This is a genomic window from Desulfitobacterium dichloroeliminans LMG P-21439 (genome assembly GCF_000243135.2).
GTDB classification, from domain to species: domain Bacteria; phylum Bacillota; class Desulfitobacteriia; order Desulfitobacteriales; family Desulfitobacteriaceae; genus Desulfitobacterium; species Desulfitobacterium dichloroeliminans.
Map to the genome: position 1 here is coordinate 833,193 of NC_019903.1, position 17,333 is coordinate 850,525.

A 17,333-nucleotide genomic window follows, 5' to 3' on the forward strand; every position below is an offset into this window, starting at 1 on the left:
CCGATAAAATGGATTTATATTTGGCTATAATTGCCTGAGATGGACCATTTTGTACAAATTTACCTGACTTATACAGACTTGTACCTAGCTTTTTATAGATATAGTATTCGCCGGAGGGTCTCATACTCACCTAGAATTGGAGTTGAGAAAGATTGGGGATTCGTGACCGACTGAAGCTCTACTTTGGACAGAATAAGCTCGAAGGATTTGGCTATTACATAGAAAATCAATATAAAATAAATCCCTTAGTAGAAGCCCTTAAAATCACCTTGATTTATGGGCTTGTGGGTATGCTCTGGATTTTGTTTTCTGATGAATTGACCAGAAGAGTCGCTGGTAGCATGGAAGTCTATCAACAGATGCAGACCTATAAGGGTGTAGTCTATGTTTTTTTAACCATGCTTTTGCTGTTTTTCCTGGTATGCATTAGAATGAATCTTTTTAAATTAGCAATCAAAGAGTTAGCTGACAGTATTCATGAGTTAAAGCAACATCGCAATGCCTTGGCTCTTAGTGAACAAAGGTTGGAGCTGGCGGTTGAAGGATCGGACTGTGGCATTTGGGACTGGAATTTAGAGCATAGTTCCTATTACTTTTCATCGAAGTATACCGAAATCCTCGGCTATGAGGAGGGTGAGGTAAATTTTACTTACGATACATGGCTTTATTTGCTTCATCCTGATGATCGAGATGAGACGCTAAAAGCGGTAGACGACTATCTCCAATCGGAAAGTGGCTCCCTGGAAATCATGTATCGGATGAAAAGGAAAACTGAGGATTATATCTGGATCCTTTGCAAGGCTAGGGCAATCCATGATGATCATCACAAGGTTATTCGTCTTGCCGGTACTCATACAGATATAACGAAGAAGAAGCACTTGGAAAATAAGCTTCATGCCTCCGCCTACTATGACAGTCTTACGGGATTGCCCAACCGGTTCTTTTTCGAAGAGAAGATAAATGAGCTTATTAGCGGGAGTCGGGCGGAGAAGTTCACCTTGCTCTACATGGATATCGATAATTTTAAAAATATCAATGATTCAGTGGGGCATGCTTCAGGAGATCTATTCGTCAAGCATATTGCTGATCGAATCAAGCAGCACACGAGCCCCGCGGACTTTGTGGCCAGATTAGGTGGAGATGAATTTGCAATCATTTACAAGGGGATGAATCAAGAGGAAGAGATTGCCCGTACAGTACAGGATTTGCAGAACTCCTTAAGAAAGCCTTGGACTGTGGATAATCATGAATTCTTTATTTCCACGAGTATTGGGATTGCCCTTTATCCGGAGCACGGGGAAGATCTAGCGTCCATATTTAAAAATGTGGATATTGCCTTGTATCTTGTGAAGAAGAACGGAAAAGATAACTATCGTTTTTACTCCTTAGAGGCGCAAAATAAGATGCTGGAGCAGATTGCCTTAATTAATTACTTAAGGCATGCCATTGAATATAATGAATTCCAGCTTTTGTATCAGCCGATTATCAATATGACAGATGAGAGCTTAATTGGCGCTGAGGCCTTGATTCGCTGGACCCATCCTAAGCTCGGCTTTATTTCTCCGAGTGAGTTCATCCCCTTAGCGGAGGAAACAGGACTCATCTACGATATCGAAAAATGGGTCATAAAAACAGCCTTAAGGCAGAAAAAACAGTGGCTGGAGTCACAGTATCCTGATGTAAAAATCTCGATTAATTTATCGGGAAAGAGCCTTACCTGCGTCGAGATGATTGAGGAAGTTAAAACGCTGCTACGAGAAACAGGGCTCAAAGCGAATAGCGTGCAGTTTGAAGTCACAGAAACATCCTTGATGAAGGACCTGGAGACCTCCATCAGAAATCTCAAAGAGATAAAGGCCATGGGCATCGAAATCGCTCTGGATGACTTTGGCACGGGCTATTCATCCTTAACCTACCTCAAAAAGTTGCCCATTGATGTGGTCAAGCTGGATATCGACTTTATTAAAAATATTGCCAGTGCTGAGCATGACTGCCTGATCGTCAAACATATGATTCATCTAATTCATGATTTGAATCTGCAGGTCGTGGCGGAGGGGATTGAAGAAGCAGAGCAATCAGCCATCCTCAAAACTATGGCCTGTGATTATGGTCAGGGTTATTTCTACAGCCGCCCGGTTCGCAAGGAAGATTTTGAGAAATTGATGAAAAAGGGAGCTATTCAGCATAGCAGTGTAGATGAGGAAACCTCAGCTTCTACTCGGCAGATTGCCGTGTCATCCTAAGAGTGAAGAGTAAGAGTATTTTATTGGTAAAGCGCACGGAGCCTTTAAACGTGCTAACACGTATGAGTTCAGTTTTTAAACAAGCGTCGGCAACTATGCTGACGCTTGTTTCTTGACATGGTTTTATCATGCTCCGGCTGTGATACTTCATCGTACAGGCATAACCTAGCCTTACAGGCATAACTCAACCTTATACTCCTCGAACCAAAAATCCAGCTGGACCAGCCAAGCCATAAGCTGGGGTGCTCCCATGAGCTGCCCAAACCAGGTGTTATTTCCCGGGCTGGCGAGGCGATCAAGCACATCCATGTGTAAGAGCTCCGCCAGCATCCCACTGCCCGAGCTTAAACGCTTTTGGAAAAGATGATAGACCAAGGTTGCATAGTGGGGGTCGTGGGTTTTGGGGAAGGGGCTCTTTTTTCGATAAAGGATTTTATCGGGGAGATAATCCTGCATGGCAGCACGTAGTAGTGATTTTTCTAAACCATTTTTGTATTTGATATCCCAAGGCACGTTATAGACATAGTCGACCAGCCGATGATCAGCAAAGGGAACCCGCACTTCCAGTCCGGAGGCCATGCTCATGCGGTCCTTTCGTTCCAGCAGCGAGGTCATGAAGTAGTGGATAGAAAGCCAGCTGGCAATCCGCGAGGTGCGCATCGCTTCTGATTCTCCGGCAACCACCGGACAGGCCGCCACCCTTTGACGATAGAGCTCTGAGGTATATTCAAACCCTGCCTGAGGGCGAACCACCTCAGGTCGAAATAAGCTAATGCGGGCATAGGGATCATGAATCCAAGGGAAGAATCCGGAGGTGAGCATCTCAGGTCGATAGAACCAAGGATACCCTCCGAAGACTTCGTCAGCGCACTCACCGGAGAGGGCGACCGTATGATGTTTCTTGACTTGGCGGCAGTAGTAAAGCAGGGAAGAGTCGATGTCCGCCATGCCGGGATAATCCCGATAGCGGACCGCGTCATTTAAAGCGTTGACCAGATCTTCGTTTTGAGCGGTGAGGATCTGATGCTGGGTAGCCAAGTAGTCAGCGAGATAGAGGGCATATTCATCATCGCTTTGCGGCTGAAAGAGGGTTTGCTGAAAATGCTCTTTATTCCCGGCGTGTTCAAAGGAGTAGGTAGAGAGCTGTGCACCTTTTTGCTGATAGCTTTGGGCGGCCACTGCTGTAATAACTGAGGAATCCAGTCCTCCCGAGAGAAAGGTGCAGAGGGGGACATCGGCGACCAGCTGACGTTGGATGGCATCTACTAGAAGCTCGCGGGTGGTGGCGACGATGGTGTCCTCCCTCTCCCTGTTTTCGTAGGCCGCCAAGGACCAGTACTTGGTGGTTTGCAAACCCTGTGGCCCGCCTGCAGAGTTCGGGGAGAAGAACGCATGGGAGGCAGGAGGAAGCTCGAAGATATTTTTGAAAAGAGCGGTGCCTTCTTCTTTGACGGGCATCATATAGAGCAGCTGCCATAAGCCTTCGTAACCCAGCTGAGCCTTTACATGGGGATGCTGAAGGATTGCCTTAAGCTCCGAAGCAAAGAGTAGGGCGCCGTCCACAAAAGTATAGAAGAAGGGCTTGACGCCGAAGCGGTCCCGGGCAAGATAGGCTCGGCCTTGTCTGGAGTCATAAACAACGAAGGCATAAATGCCGTTGAACTTGGCGGAGCATTGCTCACCCCAAATGATGTAGCTGTACAGCACCACTTCCGTATCGCAATGGGTTTGAAACTTGACACCATAACCGCGTAGCTCTTGACGTAGATCTTCAGTGTTATAGAGCTCGCCGTTGTAGACGATGGTATATTCAAACCCTTCGTGGCTGGTCGTCATGGGCTGTCTGCCCTTTTCAAGGTCAATGACGGCTAACCGATTATGTTGAAAAGCAAAATGCTCCCTATGAGAAAGCCCATTTTGATCCGGCCCCCGATGGGCTAGGGTTTTCCCTGCTTGGTTAAGATATTGAATATCTGGGGGTAATAGCTTTCGCGAAAAACTTATTAAACCGAGAATGGAGCACATCAGCAAAACACCTCGCTACCGAAAAATGACAAAGGAGCACCCGTCTGAGTACTCCTTTGTCTCTGTTCAATATATGCGAGGGCTCGAGTAGGGTGCCAGTCTTCACGAATGAATACAGCATCCATGACGTTCTGATATTGACAGAGGACTTGCGCAAAGTATAAGATGAACCGTAGGGTTTCATTTTTCATGCAAGGAACAGTATTATAAGATTAGGAATAGAACAAAGGCGTTCTAAGGACCCTAATAGGGAACTTAGTGCGCCCTTTTTTTAACCCTTTTGCCCATTAGAAAGGAGTGTCGTTGATGCGATTTAGCAAAGAAGAGTGCCTGAAATTTGTCCAAGAGAATGATGTCCGTTTTATTCGTCTGCAGTTTACCGATATTTTTGGTCGGATGAAAAACATCGCCATCACGGATAACCAGCTTCCCCAAGCTCTCGAGCAGGGAGTGATGTTTGATGGTTCGGCTGTGCCGGGATTTGCAGGAGTTGAGACCTCCGATATGCTATTGCTCCCCGACCCCAGTACCTTTGCCTTAATTCCTTGGCGACCGCAACAGGGGAAAGTAGCAAGGATCATCTGTGATGTCAAGAATCATGATGGTTCCCAATTCGCAGGGGATCCCCGCTATATTCTGAAGCGAACTCTGCAGAAGGCCCAGGACAAGGGTTATGTTTTCCAGGTGGGCCCCGAGTGCGAATTCTTTTTATTCCATACTGATGATGTAGGACAACCGACCACCACGACCCACGACAGCGCCGGCTATTGTGATTTGGCTCCCATCGACCAAGGTGAAAACACCCGACGGGAGATTTGTCTGGTCCTAGAAGAGATGGGTTTTGAGATTGAGACCTCCCATCATGAATCCGCCGCCGGACAGCATGAGATCGACTTCAAATATACGGATGCCCTGACGGCAGCCGACAATATTATGACCTTCAAATATGTAGTCAAAATCATTGCCCAACGCAATGGCCTCCATGCGACTTTTATGCCCAAGCCACTCCAAGGGGTTAATGGGTCAGGCATGCATATCAACATGTCTCTAGCCAAAGAAGGGGTGAATATCTTTAACCACCCTGAGGCTCAGGGGGAACTCTCGGCAACGGCAAAGCAATTCATCGCGGGATTATTAGAGCATATCAAAGGGATTACGGCCATCGCTAATCCTTTAGTCAACTCCTACAAACGCTTAGTTGCGGGCTATGAAGCACCGGTTCATATCGCTTGGTCACCCATGAACCGCAGTCCCTTGTTGCGTGTCCCTTCCCCACGGGGTGAGGGAGCTCGTCTTGAGCTACGTAGCCCCGATCCCAGCTGTAATCCGTATTTGACTTTGGCTTTGCTTTTAGAGGCTGGGCTCGAGGGATTAAACCGCGGCCTTCAGGTGGCTGAACCGGTCAATATTAACATCTATAATCTGACTTCCGAGGAGGAAAAATCCTTAAAGTTGGATCGGTTGCCCTCCAATCTCTTAATCGCTCTTGAAGAAATGAAGAAGGATCCCTTGATCCATTCTACTATTGGCGAGCATATTTTTACGAAGTATATCACAGCCAAGACTCAAGAGTGGCGGGACTATGACACCACGGTTCATCAGTGGGAGATTGATAACTATCTAAAAATCTATTGAGCATGCGAAGCCCTGTTGCCTAAAGGGGTGATAAATCATGAGCGCAGGGAATGTCCTCATCGTCTGTGGAAAATCTGAAGTAGCCGGCAGTATGGAAAGCACACTGATTAAGGAAGGGTGTTATCCGGTAAGCTGCGCTCATTCGGCCAACGAGGCACGGCGGCAGTTTATTAACACCCAGCCGGATTTAATTATCATCAGTGCCCCACTTCCTGACGAACAAGGGATCGATCTCGTCCTCGATATCCGCGAGAAAACAGAGGCGGGAATTATCGTCATGGCCCGACCGGACCAAATCGCCATTATGCAGGGAGCCCTCGAATCCACCGGGGCCATGATCCTCCCGAAGCCCATCAATCGCCTCACCCTAACCCAAAGCGCCCGCTTTGCATTATCCGTCAGGAATTCTCTGTTCGAGTTAAAGAACGAGCGGGATAGCCTAAAGAAACGCATGGATGAACGGAAGCTTGTTGAAAAGGCTAAATGGCTGCTTGTAGAGAAGGCGAATATGAGCGAACCCGAAGCGTTCCGCACTATTCAAAAGCAAGCTATGGATCTGCGGCTCCCGCAGCTTCAGGTAGCGGAAGTGATTATCAAGGAATATGAGTAGCAGTTCCCACAACTAAAGGCTATGAAATGATAGGGTCTTCAAAAGAGCCCCTATCATTTTTTTGGCATGATGGAAAGTTAACTTGACATAAAAAAGCACATATGGTATCTTATAAATGTAAAGCGTGCTTTCCATAACTAAAGAAAGGGATGGAGTTTTTTGAAAAATAGATTAGAAGAAATTCGAAAGCAGCACGGAATTAAACAAGAAGAATTGGCGGCTGTTTTAGAAGTATCTCGACAGACAATTGGTTCATTAGAAAATGGTCGCTACAATCCATCCATTGTTTTGGCATTTAAAATCGCACGATATTTCGGTATGTCAATTGAAGAGATTTTCATTTATGAGGAGGAGTAAAATGCTAAAGAAAACATCATTTTATGTCTATCAACTTTTATTAGGAATTGGGCTGACCGGCACAGGTTTTTTGTTTTGGGCAGATAAAAAGAATATCTCAGCACTCTTGATTGGGGTTGGGATTTCCTTGTTTGGTACCGGTCTTTTCTATCTATATACGAAATACTTTCAGCAGAAACACCCTGAAATAAAGAAACAGCTTGAAATTGAGACGAATGATGAACGCAATAAAATGATTCAGAATAAGGCAAAGGCGAAATCGGCTGATATTTCCCAGTGGTTTATCCTAGGCTTAGCCTATGTTATGGTTCTGTTAGATTATCCATTATGGTTATTTGGAATTACCGTTGGAATTTTCGTTTTATATTACGTGGTATCCGTTTTCTTGGCGCTCAAATATCAAAAAGAAATGTAGATAATATTAGTTGAAGATGCGGAAAATTAGCGCGCAAATTAACATGTTAATTTGCGTTGTTATTTTAGACTGGTTGGCTTATACTATTTATAAGGGGTGATGAAAATGCCTAATATTAAACCCATATCAGATTTGAGAAATTACTCAGAAGTATTAAAAGAGGTATCCTACAACAATCCGGTATACTTGACCAGAAATGGAAGAGGTGAATATGCCATTATTAGAGTAGAAGAACTTGATAAGCTCCGCGCAATGGTAAGGCTAATGGCACAGCTTGAAGAAGGGGAAAAATCAGCTAGGGAAAAAGGATGGCTTTCTACTGATGAGGTAGAGGCTTCATTAGGGCTATAGTATGGGAAAAGTCGAATATTCGCCGAAAGCACAGGAGGATCTGTGGAAAATAAGGGCATATATTATTGAAAACTTTGGAATTGATACAGCCCAAAAGGCTCTTGTTAAAATCACTGCTAGTATTAATAGACTAGGGGAATACCCCTTATTAGGGGTGTCGTTGAGTAAAATGTTTGATGTTTCAACAGACTATATGTATCTCTTCTGTGGGAAGAACTATGTCTTTTATAGAATTGAAGGTAATATAGTAAAGGTCGTTCGAGTTCTAAATGAGCAGCAGGATTTTTTGCGGGTACTTTTTGAAATTTATATAGATTCTGATGAAGATGAAGATCAATAAAAGCATGTGGAAAATAACAATTGAGTGATCTATGAGCTCTGCAAAGATAGAGAGGAAGAGCCAGACTTAAGAAATCTGGTTCTTCCTCTTTGAGTTTTAGTAGCGATTAAGCACAATATTATTTGGGATATTTTTGGGCGCTACTTTAAGACTTATTCTTTTGTCCCTTTTCCAGCCCTATGAAACTACCCTATAGGATTTTTGACTGAACGCTTGACTACCTGATTGCCGACCCAGGCGGCAATACCTCCTTTAGCCAGATCGCCGAAGATAAAGGGAAGGAAGCCAGTCGAGACGATGAGGGCCACAGTGGTAGGCTTATCCAAAACAAAGTGCATGACGAAGTAGAAGTAACTGAGGCCAACGATATATAAGGCACCAATCCCGGCGATGACCGCTAGGATTGCGGAGAGGAAGCTTTTACGGTTGTAAAGCTTACCGACCACATAGGCGGCGGCAATATCCCCTAAAAGATAACCAAAGGATGGTTTTAGAACATAGCCGATTCCCCCAAAGGGAGCGCTGGCGAAAACAGGTAAACCAAGCAAACCCAAAAATACATAGACCGTGACTGCCAGGCTACCATACTTTGGTCCCAGAATGAGGCCGGTCAGCATAATGAACAGAGGGAGCAAACTAAAGGGAATCAAAGCTGCTGAAGCCCAACGGGCTAGCATTCCAGCTAAGCAAAGCAGGGCAGCCATGGCAGCAGTTTTAGCAAGGTATCGAGTATCCATAGGAGTTGTTCATCCTTTCTGTATGAGCGATGTAGCGTTTCACTTTAAGCGATGTATAAATATGCTTTAATAATAAATGCGCATTGTAAACTTGGTGATGAAATTTAGTTTACAATATGATAAGATATTTGACAAGAGTATTTTGTGAGAGTATATGTATGAGTATTTGACGAGAGTATTTGGGATTGTGAAGTGAGTGAACGAACCATGAAGAAGACCTTAAGAGGTAAAAATATATGCTATGGCGTCCTAGATAGAATCGATTTTTCCTTGCAGCAAGGGGAAGTGGTCGCTCTTATGGGACCCAATGGCTCAGGAAAAACCACCTTGGCGCGCATCTTAGCAGGTTTCATTGAGCCGAAGGAGGGAGAGTTAAGGCTACTCCAGGATGGCGTCATCAAACCTTGGACAGAGGTGAAACGATGGCAAGAAATTGGGATTATCGGTCAACATCCCCGCCGCCAAATAATCGGGGCAACTGTCGCTGAAGAATTAGGCTTTGGCCTCTTAAATTTAGGCTATGAAGTAAAGAGAGTGCAGAAAATGGTGAAGGAGATAGCCAGAGAAATGGGTTTGGGGGCTCAGCTTAATCAATCACCCTCCACTCTTTCCGGGGGAGAGAGGCAAAGGCTTGTTCTAGCCTCCATCCTAGCCATAAAACCGTCCTTTCTTATCCTCGATGAGGCGCTGAGTATGCTGGATGAAAGAGCTCAAGAAGCATGCCTTGCTCAGTTAAAAGAAAAGGGCGAGGGAATGGCTCAACTCTGGATCACCCATGACCCTGAGCTGGCCGCTAAAGCCGATCGCCTCTGGGTGATGAGGGAAGGTAAGCTCTTAGATGTTGGGTTACCCCAAGCTGCCCTTCAGGATCGTGATTTTTGCCAAAGTCTTTCTCTTCGCTCTCTCCATAGACCAATTTTACTGGAGAATCGTAATTTAGGGAGTAGTAATTCAGAAAGTAGTAATTCAGGTGAGGGATTAGGGGATAAATATTTCAGAATACAATCCTTGCGACACTCGGGCGAAACTGATTCAAAACCACCCCTAAGCCAAGGCAACCCTCTGGAGTGGCAAGAGGCAAATTACCCCTCACGACTATTTCTTACCGAGACTATTAAAGATAAGAGCTTCTTGGCCATCCTCGGTCCTTCGGGGTCAGGAAAATCCACCCTGCTAGAGAGCGCAATCGCCTTGATTAAGCCTACGGAAGGCAAGTTTTGTGCGTTTGGTCAGGATGTTACTTTTGAGAACAGAGAATTAAGACGAAGAGCACGGCTTATCCTTCAAGAGCCAGGGGAATATTTTTTGGGAAGCACGGTCGAGGACGAAGTCTTTTACCTCCAAAGCAAAAAAGAGAGAAAAAGCAAGGCTGACCTTAACCTTGCCTATCTTGAGGTTTTCGGGGTTCCCCGCAAGCTGGCCACCGCCTATCCTGAGCGTTTGAGTGGAGGAGAGCGCCAAAGGGTAGCTTTAGCAGCCGCTTTGGAATCTCTGCCTGAGGTGCTTTTGCTGGATGAGCCATTGCTGGGCTTAGATGCAGAGGGATGGTCGATGTTCCGTGGACTTCTCAGAGAGTTGAAAGGTAAGCTAACCATCGTTTACGTCACCCATGATTTGTCAGAAGTTCGCGATCTGGCTGACAAAGTGTGGTTAATCGAAGAGGGAAAAGTCTCTTTCAATTGTCCCGCAAAGGATATCGATGGACAGGTAGGACGATTGAAGGAGGCTGGGGTTCGTTGCTAGGAAAAGAGCTATATTTACGCGCTGAAAGTCCTTTGCATAAAGCAGACCCCCGACTAAAAATCGGAGGTCTGGTAGGACTGGGGTTATTGATGACCACAGTCGAATGGGGAGGACTGCTCGCCTTAACCATTGCATTTATGATTCTGCTTGGGGTCAGTCATATCCCTCCCAAAGCTTTTCAAGCAGTCCTGAAGGCCACTCTCCTGCTGGGAACCTTCTACACCTTGATGATGGGTTGGAGTTGGGGCGAAGGCTGGCGTTTTTGGGAAGGATACTGGACCATGGAAGGAATACGGCAAGGACTAATGATGGGTTGGCGTATTCTTCTCGTCTTCCTGCTCACCCGGATCTTCTCCGCCGTTACTCTTCCCTCGGAACAAGGGGTAGGTATCGCCTTCTTTGTCGCACCCTTCTCCCGATTCACGGACAAGGCTGCGGACTTCGCCCTGCTAATCACCTTGACACTGCGGTTTATCCCGTTGCTCTTAGAGGAAGCTGGCTTGCTCTATAAAGCCCGTTTAGCAAAAGGAAGCTTACCTTCAGGCTGGCCCGGGAAAGTCAGAGACCTCGCCTTCCTCCTCCTACCACTGCTCCGCATCACCCTGCGTCGTGCTGAAGAACTGGCCGAGAACCTCGTGGCCAGAGGCTATGTCTCCGGAGGCTACCGAATCCTCAGCACAAAGGATTGGGAACGCAGTGATACCTGGGGAGCGGTTTTCCTCGTGCTTTGTGGTGTCCTCGCCTTAGTGGCCGATGGATGGGTTAGTTTACCTTTTTAAATTGTAAGTCAAGGAGATTTTTTAAGGGAAAATTAGCACACAAGTTGGTCTTGTGTGCTAATTTGCATCTATTTCTGCATTGTGAACTCAATCAAAACCAAAGTACTGGAATATCCCGCGAGCTACCCCGTGGGCCGCCTTCTTTCGAAACTCATCATCGGCAAGCAGCATTTCTTCCGTGGGATGAGAAATGAACGCTACTTCCACAAGGACTGCTGGCATTGTGGTTCTTCTTAAGACATAGAATTGGGAGTCTTTTACCCCAAGATCATCGGTACCCACCACTTGGGTCAAGGCCTTCTGAATTGATTGCGCTAGTTTAATACTGGAAGCTGCTTGAGGATTACCCGATGCGTAAAATGTCGTTGTTCCATGTGCAGTTTGCCAAGAGTCATTATGGAGACTTACGAACAAATCAGCGCTGTTCTTTTCAGCGATGGCCACTCGTGATTGTAAGTCAGCTGTTTGAGTGTAGGTTGTGTTCGCATCATAGGCGGGTGAATTATCATTCGTCCGTGTCAGGATAACGTTCGCACCGGCATTTTCGAGCTCAAGGGCTAAGAACTTGGCGATAGCTAAATTGTTGTTCATTTCTTGAGTCCCCGAAGGTCCAAGGGCACCGGGGTTCGGAAAACCATGTCCGGGGTCTACAACGATGGTTTTTCCAGCGAGCTTTGGCTCCTCCTCTTCAGGAATCGGCTCTTGTGGAGTTGGCACTTGGGGAGTCGGCTCCTGTGGGCTTTTGGGGAGCGGAGGCGTAATTAGCGATGATAATACGGCGTAAACGCTAGGTGATATGACCCCGGTTCCCCCTAAGATAAAGACACCCTGTAACGCTGACGTGGCAGGATCAAAAAGCTGAGCGATGGGGGAAGGTAAGGCATTGCTTTTGGTAATTAGCAGTGCAGAACTATTCTTCGCTGCTAAAATCGTGCCCACCATGGCATCCGGATATTGCTCACCCGAGGCAAAGTAAACATCATTTGAAGAAAAAGCGCCTTTAGCATAGGCGTAAAGCTGTGCTGCGGTATCATAGCGGTCAAGGCCGCCGAAGCGATGGTCAACAGGGATTCCATGGGTTTCTAACAGGGCGTCGGGGACAACAGAAGATCCCCCCACGACCATGACCTCAGCAGGGGTGTGCGCTTGATAATAGTTGATGACAGTTTCAGGAAGACTTCGGTTCGGAATTAGGATAATGGGGATATTCTTAATTCCTGCATAGGAAGCGGCCGAAAGGGCATCAGGATAATTATCGCCATTGACGAGAATCACGGAGTCGCTGTCGACCTTTTGAGCGATAAGGACCGAGGTATCATAGCGAGTCAATCCGCCGATGCGCTCCCAAGCGTAGTTAAATTCCGTAAGCTGGTCCTCAATCCGGGTGCTAAGGCGACCTTCTCCGCCAAGTAGAATGACTTTCTTAGCTTCAAGGCGTTCTAATTCTAACCTAATCCGCGGATCAAGGTCACCCCCACGGGTCAATAGCACAGGAGCATTCAGCTGAGTTGCAAAGGGAGTTGCAGCGAGGGCATCAGCATAGTTGTCATATTCATTCAAAATAACGGTTTCTGCGATGTCCCATCCTTGTTGAGCAACAGCAATGGACGTTTCAATGCGATCTTTACCGGAAATTCGCTGGACTGGAATTGATGAAGAGGCTGTGTCTTCTGCACCGAAGACCTGGATGGGTGCGAGGAAGCTTAAAATGAGCAAGAAAATAAGCATAAACCATAAAAATCGCACTCGTTGCATGAAAGACCTCCTCAAGAATTTTTTAATTATCATGCGACAAGTTGATTATAGATGAGATATGCGCTTTATTCATTAGATAAAATTTGGATGAATTACTTAAAATGACATTATAAGAGCAATTCAAACAGTTCAAAGGGGCTGGGGTTGTTGAATCGATGGGTAGGTCTTTTTAATGTGGCGAGAGAAGAATTTGGTATGCTGTGTAAAAAATGGGAAAATGAAGAGGAAATGAATGGTTTTATGGAGAATAACTGGTAATGATCTTGTGTGGGTAGGCGGGCGAGTACGAAGAATAGAAAAATTGCGCATTGATGTCGCGGAAAAAAGACCTTATCGAGATCAAATTTGTCAGATTGTGAAAATGAGTTTCAAGGGGGTATAGAGATGAAAAGAATTATTTTCGTAGGAGGGATACATGGTGTTGGGAAAACGTATTTTTGTAACAACCTGTTGGACAACTATAGATTAAAATCCTATTCAGCTAGTGAACTTATATCAAGAGTCAAGGAACAAATCTTAGGCTCAGAAAAAAGTGTTCAAGATATCATGCAGAATCAGGATATTTTGATTAATGCGGTTAAAGATTTAGATGATACAGATAGCTATATTATATTAGATGGACATTTTTGTTTGCTAAATAAAGATAGCAATGTTGAAAGAGTTCCGGATAAAGTATTTAATGAACTGCCTCTAGTGGCTATTATTGTATTAAATGATGACGTTGATAATATCATAGGCAGATTGAGAGAAAGGGATAATGTAATATATCCAAAGGCGCTTTTACGGAGATTTCAGGAGGAAGAGCTTAAATACTCTTTAAAAGTATCTGAACAGTTAAAGATTCCATACTTATCTTTTGGCAACTCAGAAGATTCAACAAAAGTTTATAAGTTTTTAGACAGCATAATAAATTAGAAAAGGCTCCATTTACTAATGCTTTAGGGGTATAATAATATCGAACGGATGTTCTTCGAAAGAGGTTAATTATGAGAATTTTATTAGATACTAATATAATTATTCATAGAGAAGCAGGTACGGTAGTTAATAAGGATATCGGTATATTATTTAGATGGATTGATAATTTACACTATACAAAATGTGTCCATCCCGTTACTGTTAATGAAATTAGTAAATATAAAGATCCTAAGACCTTAAGATCATTTAATATCAAGTTAGATAATTACAATGTCCTCAAAACGGAAGCGCCATTAAATCGAGATCTAGAAAGAGTTTCCCAGGAAATAGATAAAAAAGAAAATGATATTAATGATACTAGATTACTAAATGAACTGGTTTGTGATAGAGTAGATATACTGATAACTGAGGATCGAAAGATACTATATAAGGCAACTCTGTTAAATGTTATAGATAGAGTCTTTACTATTGATTCTTTCTTAGAAAAGATTACTTCCGAACATCCAGGTCTTACAGATTACAAAGTTCTAGCTGTAAAGAAAGAACTCTTTGGAAATATTAACTTAAGTGATGATTTCTTTGATAGTTTAAGGAAAGATTATGTGGGTTTTGAAAGATGGTTTAATAAGAAAGCCGATGAATTGGCTTATATCTGTAAACAAGGAGATAGTACATTAGCATTTCTTTATTTAAAAGTTGAAGATAAAGAAGAGAGTTATGCAGATATAAAGCCTTCTTTTCGTCCGAAGAAGAGATTAAAAGTTGGAACCTTTAAAGTTAACCTTAATGGCTTTAAACTTGGCGAAAGGTTTCTTAAAATAATCTTTGATAATGCAATATGCCTTAATGTTGAGGAGATTTATGTTACTATTTTTGATAGAACGCTTGAGCAAGAAAGGCTAATAAATTTGCTGCAAGACTTTGGTTTTTACAAACACGGCAACAAGATTAGTGCCTCAGGTGAGGAATTAGTTTTCGTAAGAGATTTTAGTATTAAAGTAGATATAAACAATCCCAAAATTACATATCCCTACATATCTAGTAGTAGTGAAAAGTTTATTGTTCCGATTTACCCTGATTATCATACTAATTTATTTCCTGACTCTATTCTAAAGACTGAGTCACCTAAAGATTTTGAGGAAAATGAACCATATCGAAATGCGATTAGTAAAGTATATATTACTCGTTCATTTGAACGCAATTTAAAATCTGGAAATTTAATAATTTTTTATAGAACTGGGGGATTATACAAGGGCGTAATTACAACTATTGGTATAGTTGAGAGTATTGTAACAAACATAAAAGATGAAAAGCAGTTTATAAGTCTATGTAAAAAGAGAAGTGTTTTCACAGATGAAGAGCTTTCTACACATTGGAATTATGATAGAAGAAACCGCCCGTTTATCGTAAATTTTCTTTATGTTAACTCCTTTCCAAAGAGAATTAACATGCAAAGACTAATAGAACTAGGCGTTATTGCTAACGTTAATTCCGCACCAAGAGGCTTTACGAGAATAACTCAAAAGAACTTTATCGACATCATTAGGGAGGCACAAGTATATGAAGGTATTATTGTCGATTAAACCGGAATTCGCCAATAAAATTTTTGATGGTAATAAAAAATATGAATATAGAAAATCCATTTTTAAAAGAAAAGACATAGATAAAGTCGTTGTGTATGCATCAGCACCAGTTAGCAAAGTTATTGGCGAGTTTGAAATCGAACATATCCTTTTTGATGATATAAGCACATTATGGGAGAATACAAAAAACTCTTCAGGAGTTAGTCAAGATTTCTTTTTTCAATACTTTGGTAATAAAAGTTTCGGCTATGCGATTAAAATTAAAAATTACCTTAGGTATGATGATCCTGTCTCATTGAAGGCTAATTACGGAGTAACTCCTCCACAATCATTTATGTATATAAAATAATTTGCATTGCGGGCAGTAAATTCAGTCTGCTTTTTAGAGACTTCGGCTAATACTGAATTAGCGTGATGAGGAAATGTGAATGCAGTAACCATATTTAGGGAATTTACGAAACGTTATCTGCAATGCGGATAATGATTAGCAATGTTGATTGATTTTAAAGTAAAAGCAATTTTCAAATGGACTTTGTGAGCCCAATAAAATAACTACCCAGGAGGTGTATTGCATGAAAACCATCGGTTTAATCGGAGGAATGAGCTGGGAATCCTCAGCTGAATACTATCGCATCATCAATGAAGAAGTTAAGCAAAGGCTTGGCGGTTTGCATTCGGCCAAATGTGTTCTCTACAGCGTCGACTTTGAGGAGATAGAGGTCTGCCAAAGCAATGGTGAATGGGATAAAGCTACTCAAATCTTAGCAGAGGCTGCCCGTGGTCTTGAGGCAGCGGGTGCAGATTTCATCCTCATTTGTACGAATACCATGCACAAAGTCGCCGATGAGATTCAGGCGGGCATTAACATTCCCATACTGCATATTGCAGATATTACCGCTCAACACGTTCTAGCTAATGATATTAAGACAGTGGGGCTCTTGGGGACAAAATATACTATGGAACAGGATTTCTATAAGTCACGCTTAGTGGCTAAGGGGATCAAAGTATTGATTCCCAAGGATATTGATAGGGAAATAGTAAATACAGTAATTTATAATGAGCTATGCCTAGGAAAGATTGTCGATGAATCACGTGCCAAATACAGAAGAATCATCGAAGGCTTAATCGAACAGGGCGCAGAAGGGATCATTCTAGGGTGCACGGAAATCGGCCTCTTAGTTAAGCCTGAGGACTCAGCTGTTCCCTTATTTGATACCACCTTGCTTCATGCACAAGGAGCAGTAAACTTTGCCCTTGAATAGTCTTTGCATGGCAACTGCTCAACCCAAGCCCATCGTTAGTTATCAGCGCATTGATTCTTACTTATTTGCCTTTTAGATAGGTGCTGGGTTCTTGGAACAGGATGAGCTCCGGTGGAGCAAAAGTAAAAATGACGAAAAGTGCGGCACTGGCAAGAAGAATGCTAAGCCCAAGCCAATTTAATACTGGCTTGGGTTTTGATTTAGTAAGAATTTTGTAACTCACCAGCTGACAGAGGATACATCCTAGGACGAAGGAAGAGATGTCAAGAAACATAATCGGCTTATCTGTAAATGCGGTATATGAATAAAAGACAATGACAATCAGCCCGTGTAAAGCCAAATTGCCTAAACCCTTGGCAAGGAAAAAGTTATGAGTTTTGCTTTTGATGAACCTATACTCGAGGAGTGAAAAGAGAACTAATGCCCAAAAACCTATCTTCAAATGCTCCCAGATGCTTTCATTGATGGGGCTAAAAATACTCCGGCAATTTCCCATATCTTGATCTTCTTGTGGTGCATAACATCGGCCACCTTTTAGCTATAGTGTTGCTTAGTGAGGATAGTATAGGTTGCCCTCGAAGGG

At 43.5% G+C, this 17,333-nt stretch carries 17 protein-coding genes; 13 read left to right on the plus strand and 4 right to left on the minus strand.

Annotated elements, in window-relative coordinates; translation table 11 throughout:
• Positions 1 to 152: 152 nt before the first annotated feature.
• Complete coding sequence (locus DESDI_RS03870) at positions 153 to 2,243, plus strand: putative bifunctional diguanylate cyclase/phosphodiesterase (RefSeq protein WP_015261330.1); 2,091 nt, start codon at positions 153 to 155, stop codon at positions 2,241 to 2,243.
• Between the two features lie 171 nt (positions 2,244 to 2,414).
• Here DESDI_RS03870 and asnB read toward each other — a convergent pair whose 3' ends face one another.
• Complete coding sequence (gene asnB / locus DESDI_RS03875; RefSeq protein ID WP_015261331.1) at positions 2,415 to 4,268, minus strand: asparagine synthase (glutamine-hydrolyzing); 1,854 nt, start codon at positions 4,266 to 4,268, stop codon at positions 2,415 to 2,417.
• A gap of 306 nt (positions 4,269 to 4,574) precedes the next feature.
• Here asnB and glnA point away from each other — a divergent pair, with 306 nt between their 5' ends.
• The 6 genes from glnA to DESDI_RS03905 all read left to right on the plus strand — a co-directional run bounded on the left by glnA (position 4,575) and on the right by DESDI_RS03905 (position 7,976).
• Positions 4,575 to 5,903, plus strand: a complete 1,329-nt coding sequence (gene glnA / locus DESDI_RS03880) for a type I glutamate--ammonia ligase (RefSeq protein WP_015261332.1) — start codon at positions 4,575 to 4,577, stop codon at positions 5,901 to 5,903.
• Positions 5,904 to 5,940: 37 nt separating this feature from the next.
• A complete protein-coding gene (locus DESDI_RS03885; RefSeq protein ID WP_015261333.1) occupies positions 5,941 to 6,513 on the plus strand; it encodes an ANTAR domain-containing response regulator in 573 nt (190 codons plus the stop codon).
• Between the two features lie 159 nt (positions 6,514 to 6,672).
• Entirely contained in the window at positions 6,673 to 6,870 is a 198-nt protein-coding gene (locus DESDI_RS03890) for a helix-turn-helix transcriptional regulator (protein ID WP_015261334.1), read from the plus strand.
• A 1-nt stretch (position 6,871) separates the two neighbouring features.
• Positions 6,872 to 7,285, plus strand: a complete 414-nt coding sequence (locus DESDI_RS03895) for a DUF2178 domain-containing protein (protein ID WP_015261335.1) — start codon at positions 6,872 to 6,874, stop codon at positions 7,283 to 7,285.
• Between the two features lie 105 nt (positions 7,286 to 7,390).
• Complete coding sequence (locus DESDI_RS03900) at positions 7,391 to 7,636, plus strand: type II toxin-antitoxin system prevent-host-death family antitoxin (protein WP_015261336.1); 246 nt, start codon at positions 7,391 to 7,393, stop codon at positions 7,634 to 7,636.
• Position 7,637: 1 nt separating this feature from the next.
• The gene (locus tag DESDI_RS03905; RefSeq protein ID WP_015261337.1) at positions 7,638 to 7,976 is read left to right on the plus strand and encodes a type II toxin-antitoxin system RelE/ParE family toxin; all 339 of its coding nucleotides are present in this window, start codon (positions 7,638 to 7,640) and stop codon (positions 7,974 to 7,976) included.
• A gap of 185 nt (positions 7,977 to 8,161) precedes the next feature.
• Here the strand turns inward: DESDI_RS03905 and DESDI_RS03910 are convergent, their stop codons facing one another.
• The gene (locus DESDI_RS03910) at positions 8,162 to 8,713 is read right to left on the minus strand and encodes a biotin transporter BioY (protein ID WP_015261338.1); all 552 of its coding nucleotides are present in this window, start codon (positions 8,711 to 8,713) and stop codon (positions 8,162 to 8,164) included.
• 207 nt (positions 8,714 to 8,920) lie between these two features.
• Here DESDI_RS03910 and DESDI_RS03915 point away from each other — a divergent pair, with 207 nt between their 5' ends.
• Both DESDI_RS03915 and DESDI_RS03920 read left to right on the plus strand, forming a co-directional pair.
• Positions 8,921 to 10,456 carry an ABC transporter ATP-binding protein gene (locus tag DESDI_RS03915; protein ID WP_015261339.1) on the plus strand — a complete coding sequence of 512 codons (1,536 nt, stop codon included), beginning with the start codon at positions 8,921 to 8,923 and terminating at the stop codon, positions 10,454 to 10,456.
• The gene (locus tag DESDI_RS03920) at positions 10,450 to 11,235 is read left to right on the plus strand and encodes an energy-coupling factor transporter transmembrane component T family protein (protein ID WP_015261340.1); all 786 of its coding nucleotides are present in this window, start codon (positions 10,450 to 10,452) and stop codon (positions 11,233 to 11,235) included. The genes DESDI_RS03915 and DESDI_RS03920 overlap by 7 nt, the downstream gene beginning before the upstream one ends.
• Positions 11,236 to 11,322: 87 nt before the next feature.
• Here DESDI_RS03920 and DESDI_RS03925 read toward each other — a convergent pair whose 3' ends face one another.
• Positions 11,323 to 12,990: an N-acetylmuramoyl-L-alanine amidase gene (locus tag DESDI_RS03925; protein ID WP_015261341.1), complete on the minus strand. Its 1,668-nt coding sequence runs from the start codon at positions 12,988 to 12,990 to the stop codon at positions 11,323 to 11,325.
• Positions 12,991 to 13,374: 384 nt separating this feature from the next.
• On the opposite strand from DESDI_RS03925, the gene DESDI_RS03930 reads away from it, so the two are divergent.
• From DESDI_RS03930 to DESDI_RS03945, 4 genes are all read left to right on the plus strand, one after another.
• The gene (locus tag DESDI_RS03930; protein WP_015261343.1) at positions 13,375 to 13,905 is read left to right on the plus strand and encodes an ATP-binding protein; all 531 of its coding nucleotides are present in this window, start codon (positions 13,375 to 13,377) and stop codon (positions 13,903 to 13,905) included.
• Between the two features lie 71 nt (positions 13,906 to 13,976).
• Entirely contained in the window at positions 13,977 to 15,488 is a 1,512-nt protein-coding gene (locus DESDI_RS03935; protein WP_015261344.1) for a PIN domain-containing protein, read from the plus strand.
• On the plus strand, positions 15,466 to 15,837 hold the full coding sequence (locus DESDI_RS03940; RefSeq protein ID WP_015261345.1) for an ASCH domain-containing protein: 372 nt from the start codon (positions 15,466 to 15,468) through the stop codon (positions 15,835 to 15,837). Before DESDI_RS03935 ends, DESDI_RS03940 begins: the two co-directional genes overlap by 23 nt.
• A gap of 223 nt (positions 15,838 to 16,060) precedes the next feature.
• Positions 16,061 to 16,750 carry an aspartate/glutamate racemase family protein gene (locus DESDI_RS03945; protein WP_015261346.1) on the plus strand — a complete coding sequence of 230 codons (690 nt, stop codon included), beginning with the start codon at positions 16,061 to 16,063 and terminating at the stop codon, positions 16,748 to 16,750.
• 61 nt (positions 16,751 to 16,811) lie between these two features.
• Here DESDI_RS03945 and DESDI_RS03950 read toward each other — a convergent pair whose 3' ends face one another.
• Entirely contained in the window at positions 16,812 to 17,246 is a 435-nt protein-coding gene (locus tag DESDI_RS03950; RefSeq protein ID WP_015261347.1) for a DUF6512 family protein, read from the minus strand.
• Positions 17,247 to 17,333: the final 87 nt, after the last annotated feature.

Bases quoted from the DNA above. Each gene is read 5' to 3' on its own strand.
- DESDI_RS03895 (WP_015261335.1), top strand. From the start codon at position 6,872: ATGCTAAAGAAAACATCATTTTATGTCTATCAACTTTTATTAGGAATT.
- DESDI_RS03945 (WP_015261346.1), top strand. From the start codon at position 16,061: ATGAAAACCATCGGTTTAATCGGAGGAATGAGCTGGGAATCCTCAGCT.
- DESDI_RS03900 (WP_015261336.1), top strand. From the start codon at position 7,391: ATGCCTAATATTAAACCCATATCAGATTTGAGAAATTACTCAGAAGTA.
- DESDI_RS03930 (WP_015261343.1), top strand. From the start codon at position 13,375: ATGAAAAGAATTATTTTCGTAGGAGGGATACATGGTGTTGGGAAAACG.
- DESDI_RS03885 (WP_015261333.1), top strand. From the start codon at position 5,941: ATGAGCGCAGGGAATGTCCTCATCGTCTGTGGAAAATCTGAAGTAGCC.
- asnB (WP_015261331.1), bottom strand. From the start codon at position 4,268: ATGTGCTCCATTCTCGGTTTAATAAGTTTTTCGCGAAAGCTATTACCC.
- DESDI_RS03950 (WP_015261347.1), bottom strand. From the start codon at position 17,246: ATGGGAAATTGCCGGAGTATTTTTAGCCCCATCAATGAAAGCATCTGG.
- DESDI_RS03905 (WP_015261337.1), top strand. From the start codon at position 7,638: ATGGGAAAAGTCGAATATTCGCCGAAAGCACAGGAGGATCTGTGGAAA.
- DESDI_RS03910 (WP_015261338.1), bottom strand. From the start codon at position 8,713: ATGGATACTCGATACCTTGCTAAAACTGCTGCCATGGCTGCCCTGCTT.
- glnA (WP_015261332.1), top strand. From the start codon at position 4,575: ATGCGATTTAGCAAAGAAGAGTGCCTGAAATTTGTCCAAGAGAATGAT.
- DESDI_RS03935 (WP_015261344.1), top strand. From the start codon at position 13,977: ATGAGAATTTTATTAGATACTAATATAATTATTCATAGAGAAGCAGGT.
- DESDI_RS03940 (WP_015261345.1), top strand. From the start codon at position 15,466: ATGAAGGTATTATTGTCGATTAAACCGGAATTCGCCAATAAAATTTTT.
- DESDI_RS03915 (WP_015261339.1), top strand. From the start codon at position 8,921: ATGAAGAAGACCTTAAGAGGTAAAAATATATGCTATGGCGTCCTAGAT.
- DESDI_RS03925 (WP_015261341.1), bottom strand. From the start codon at position 12,990: ATGCAACGAGTGCGATTTTTATGGTTTATGCTTATTTTCTTGCTCATT.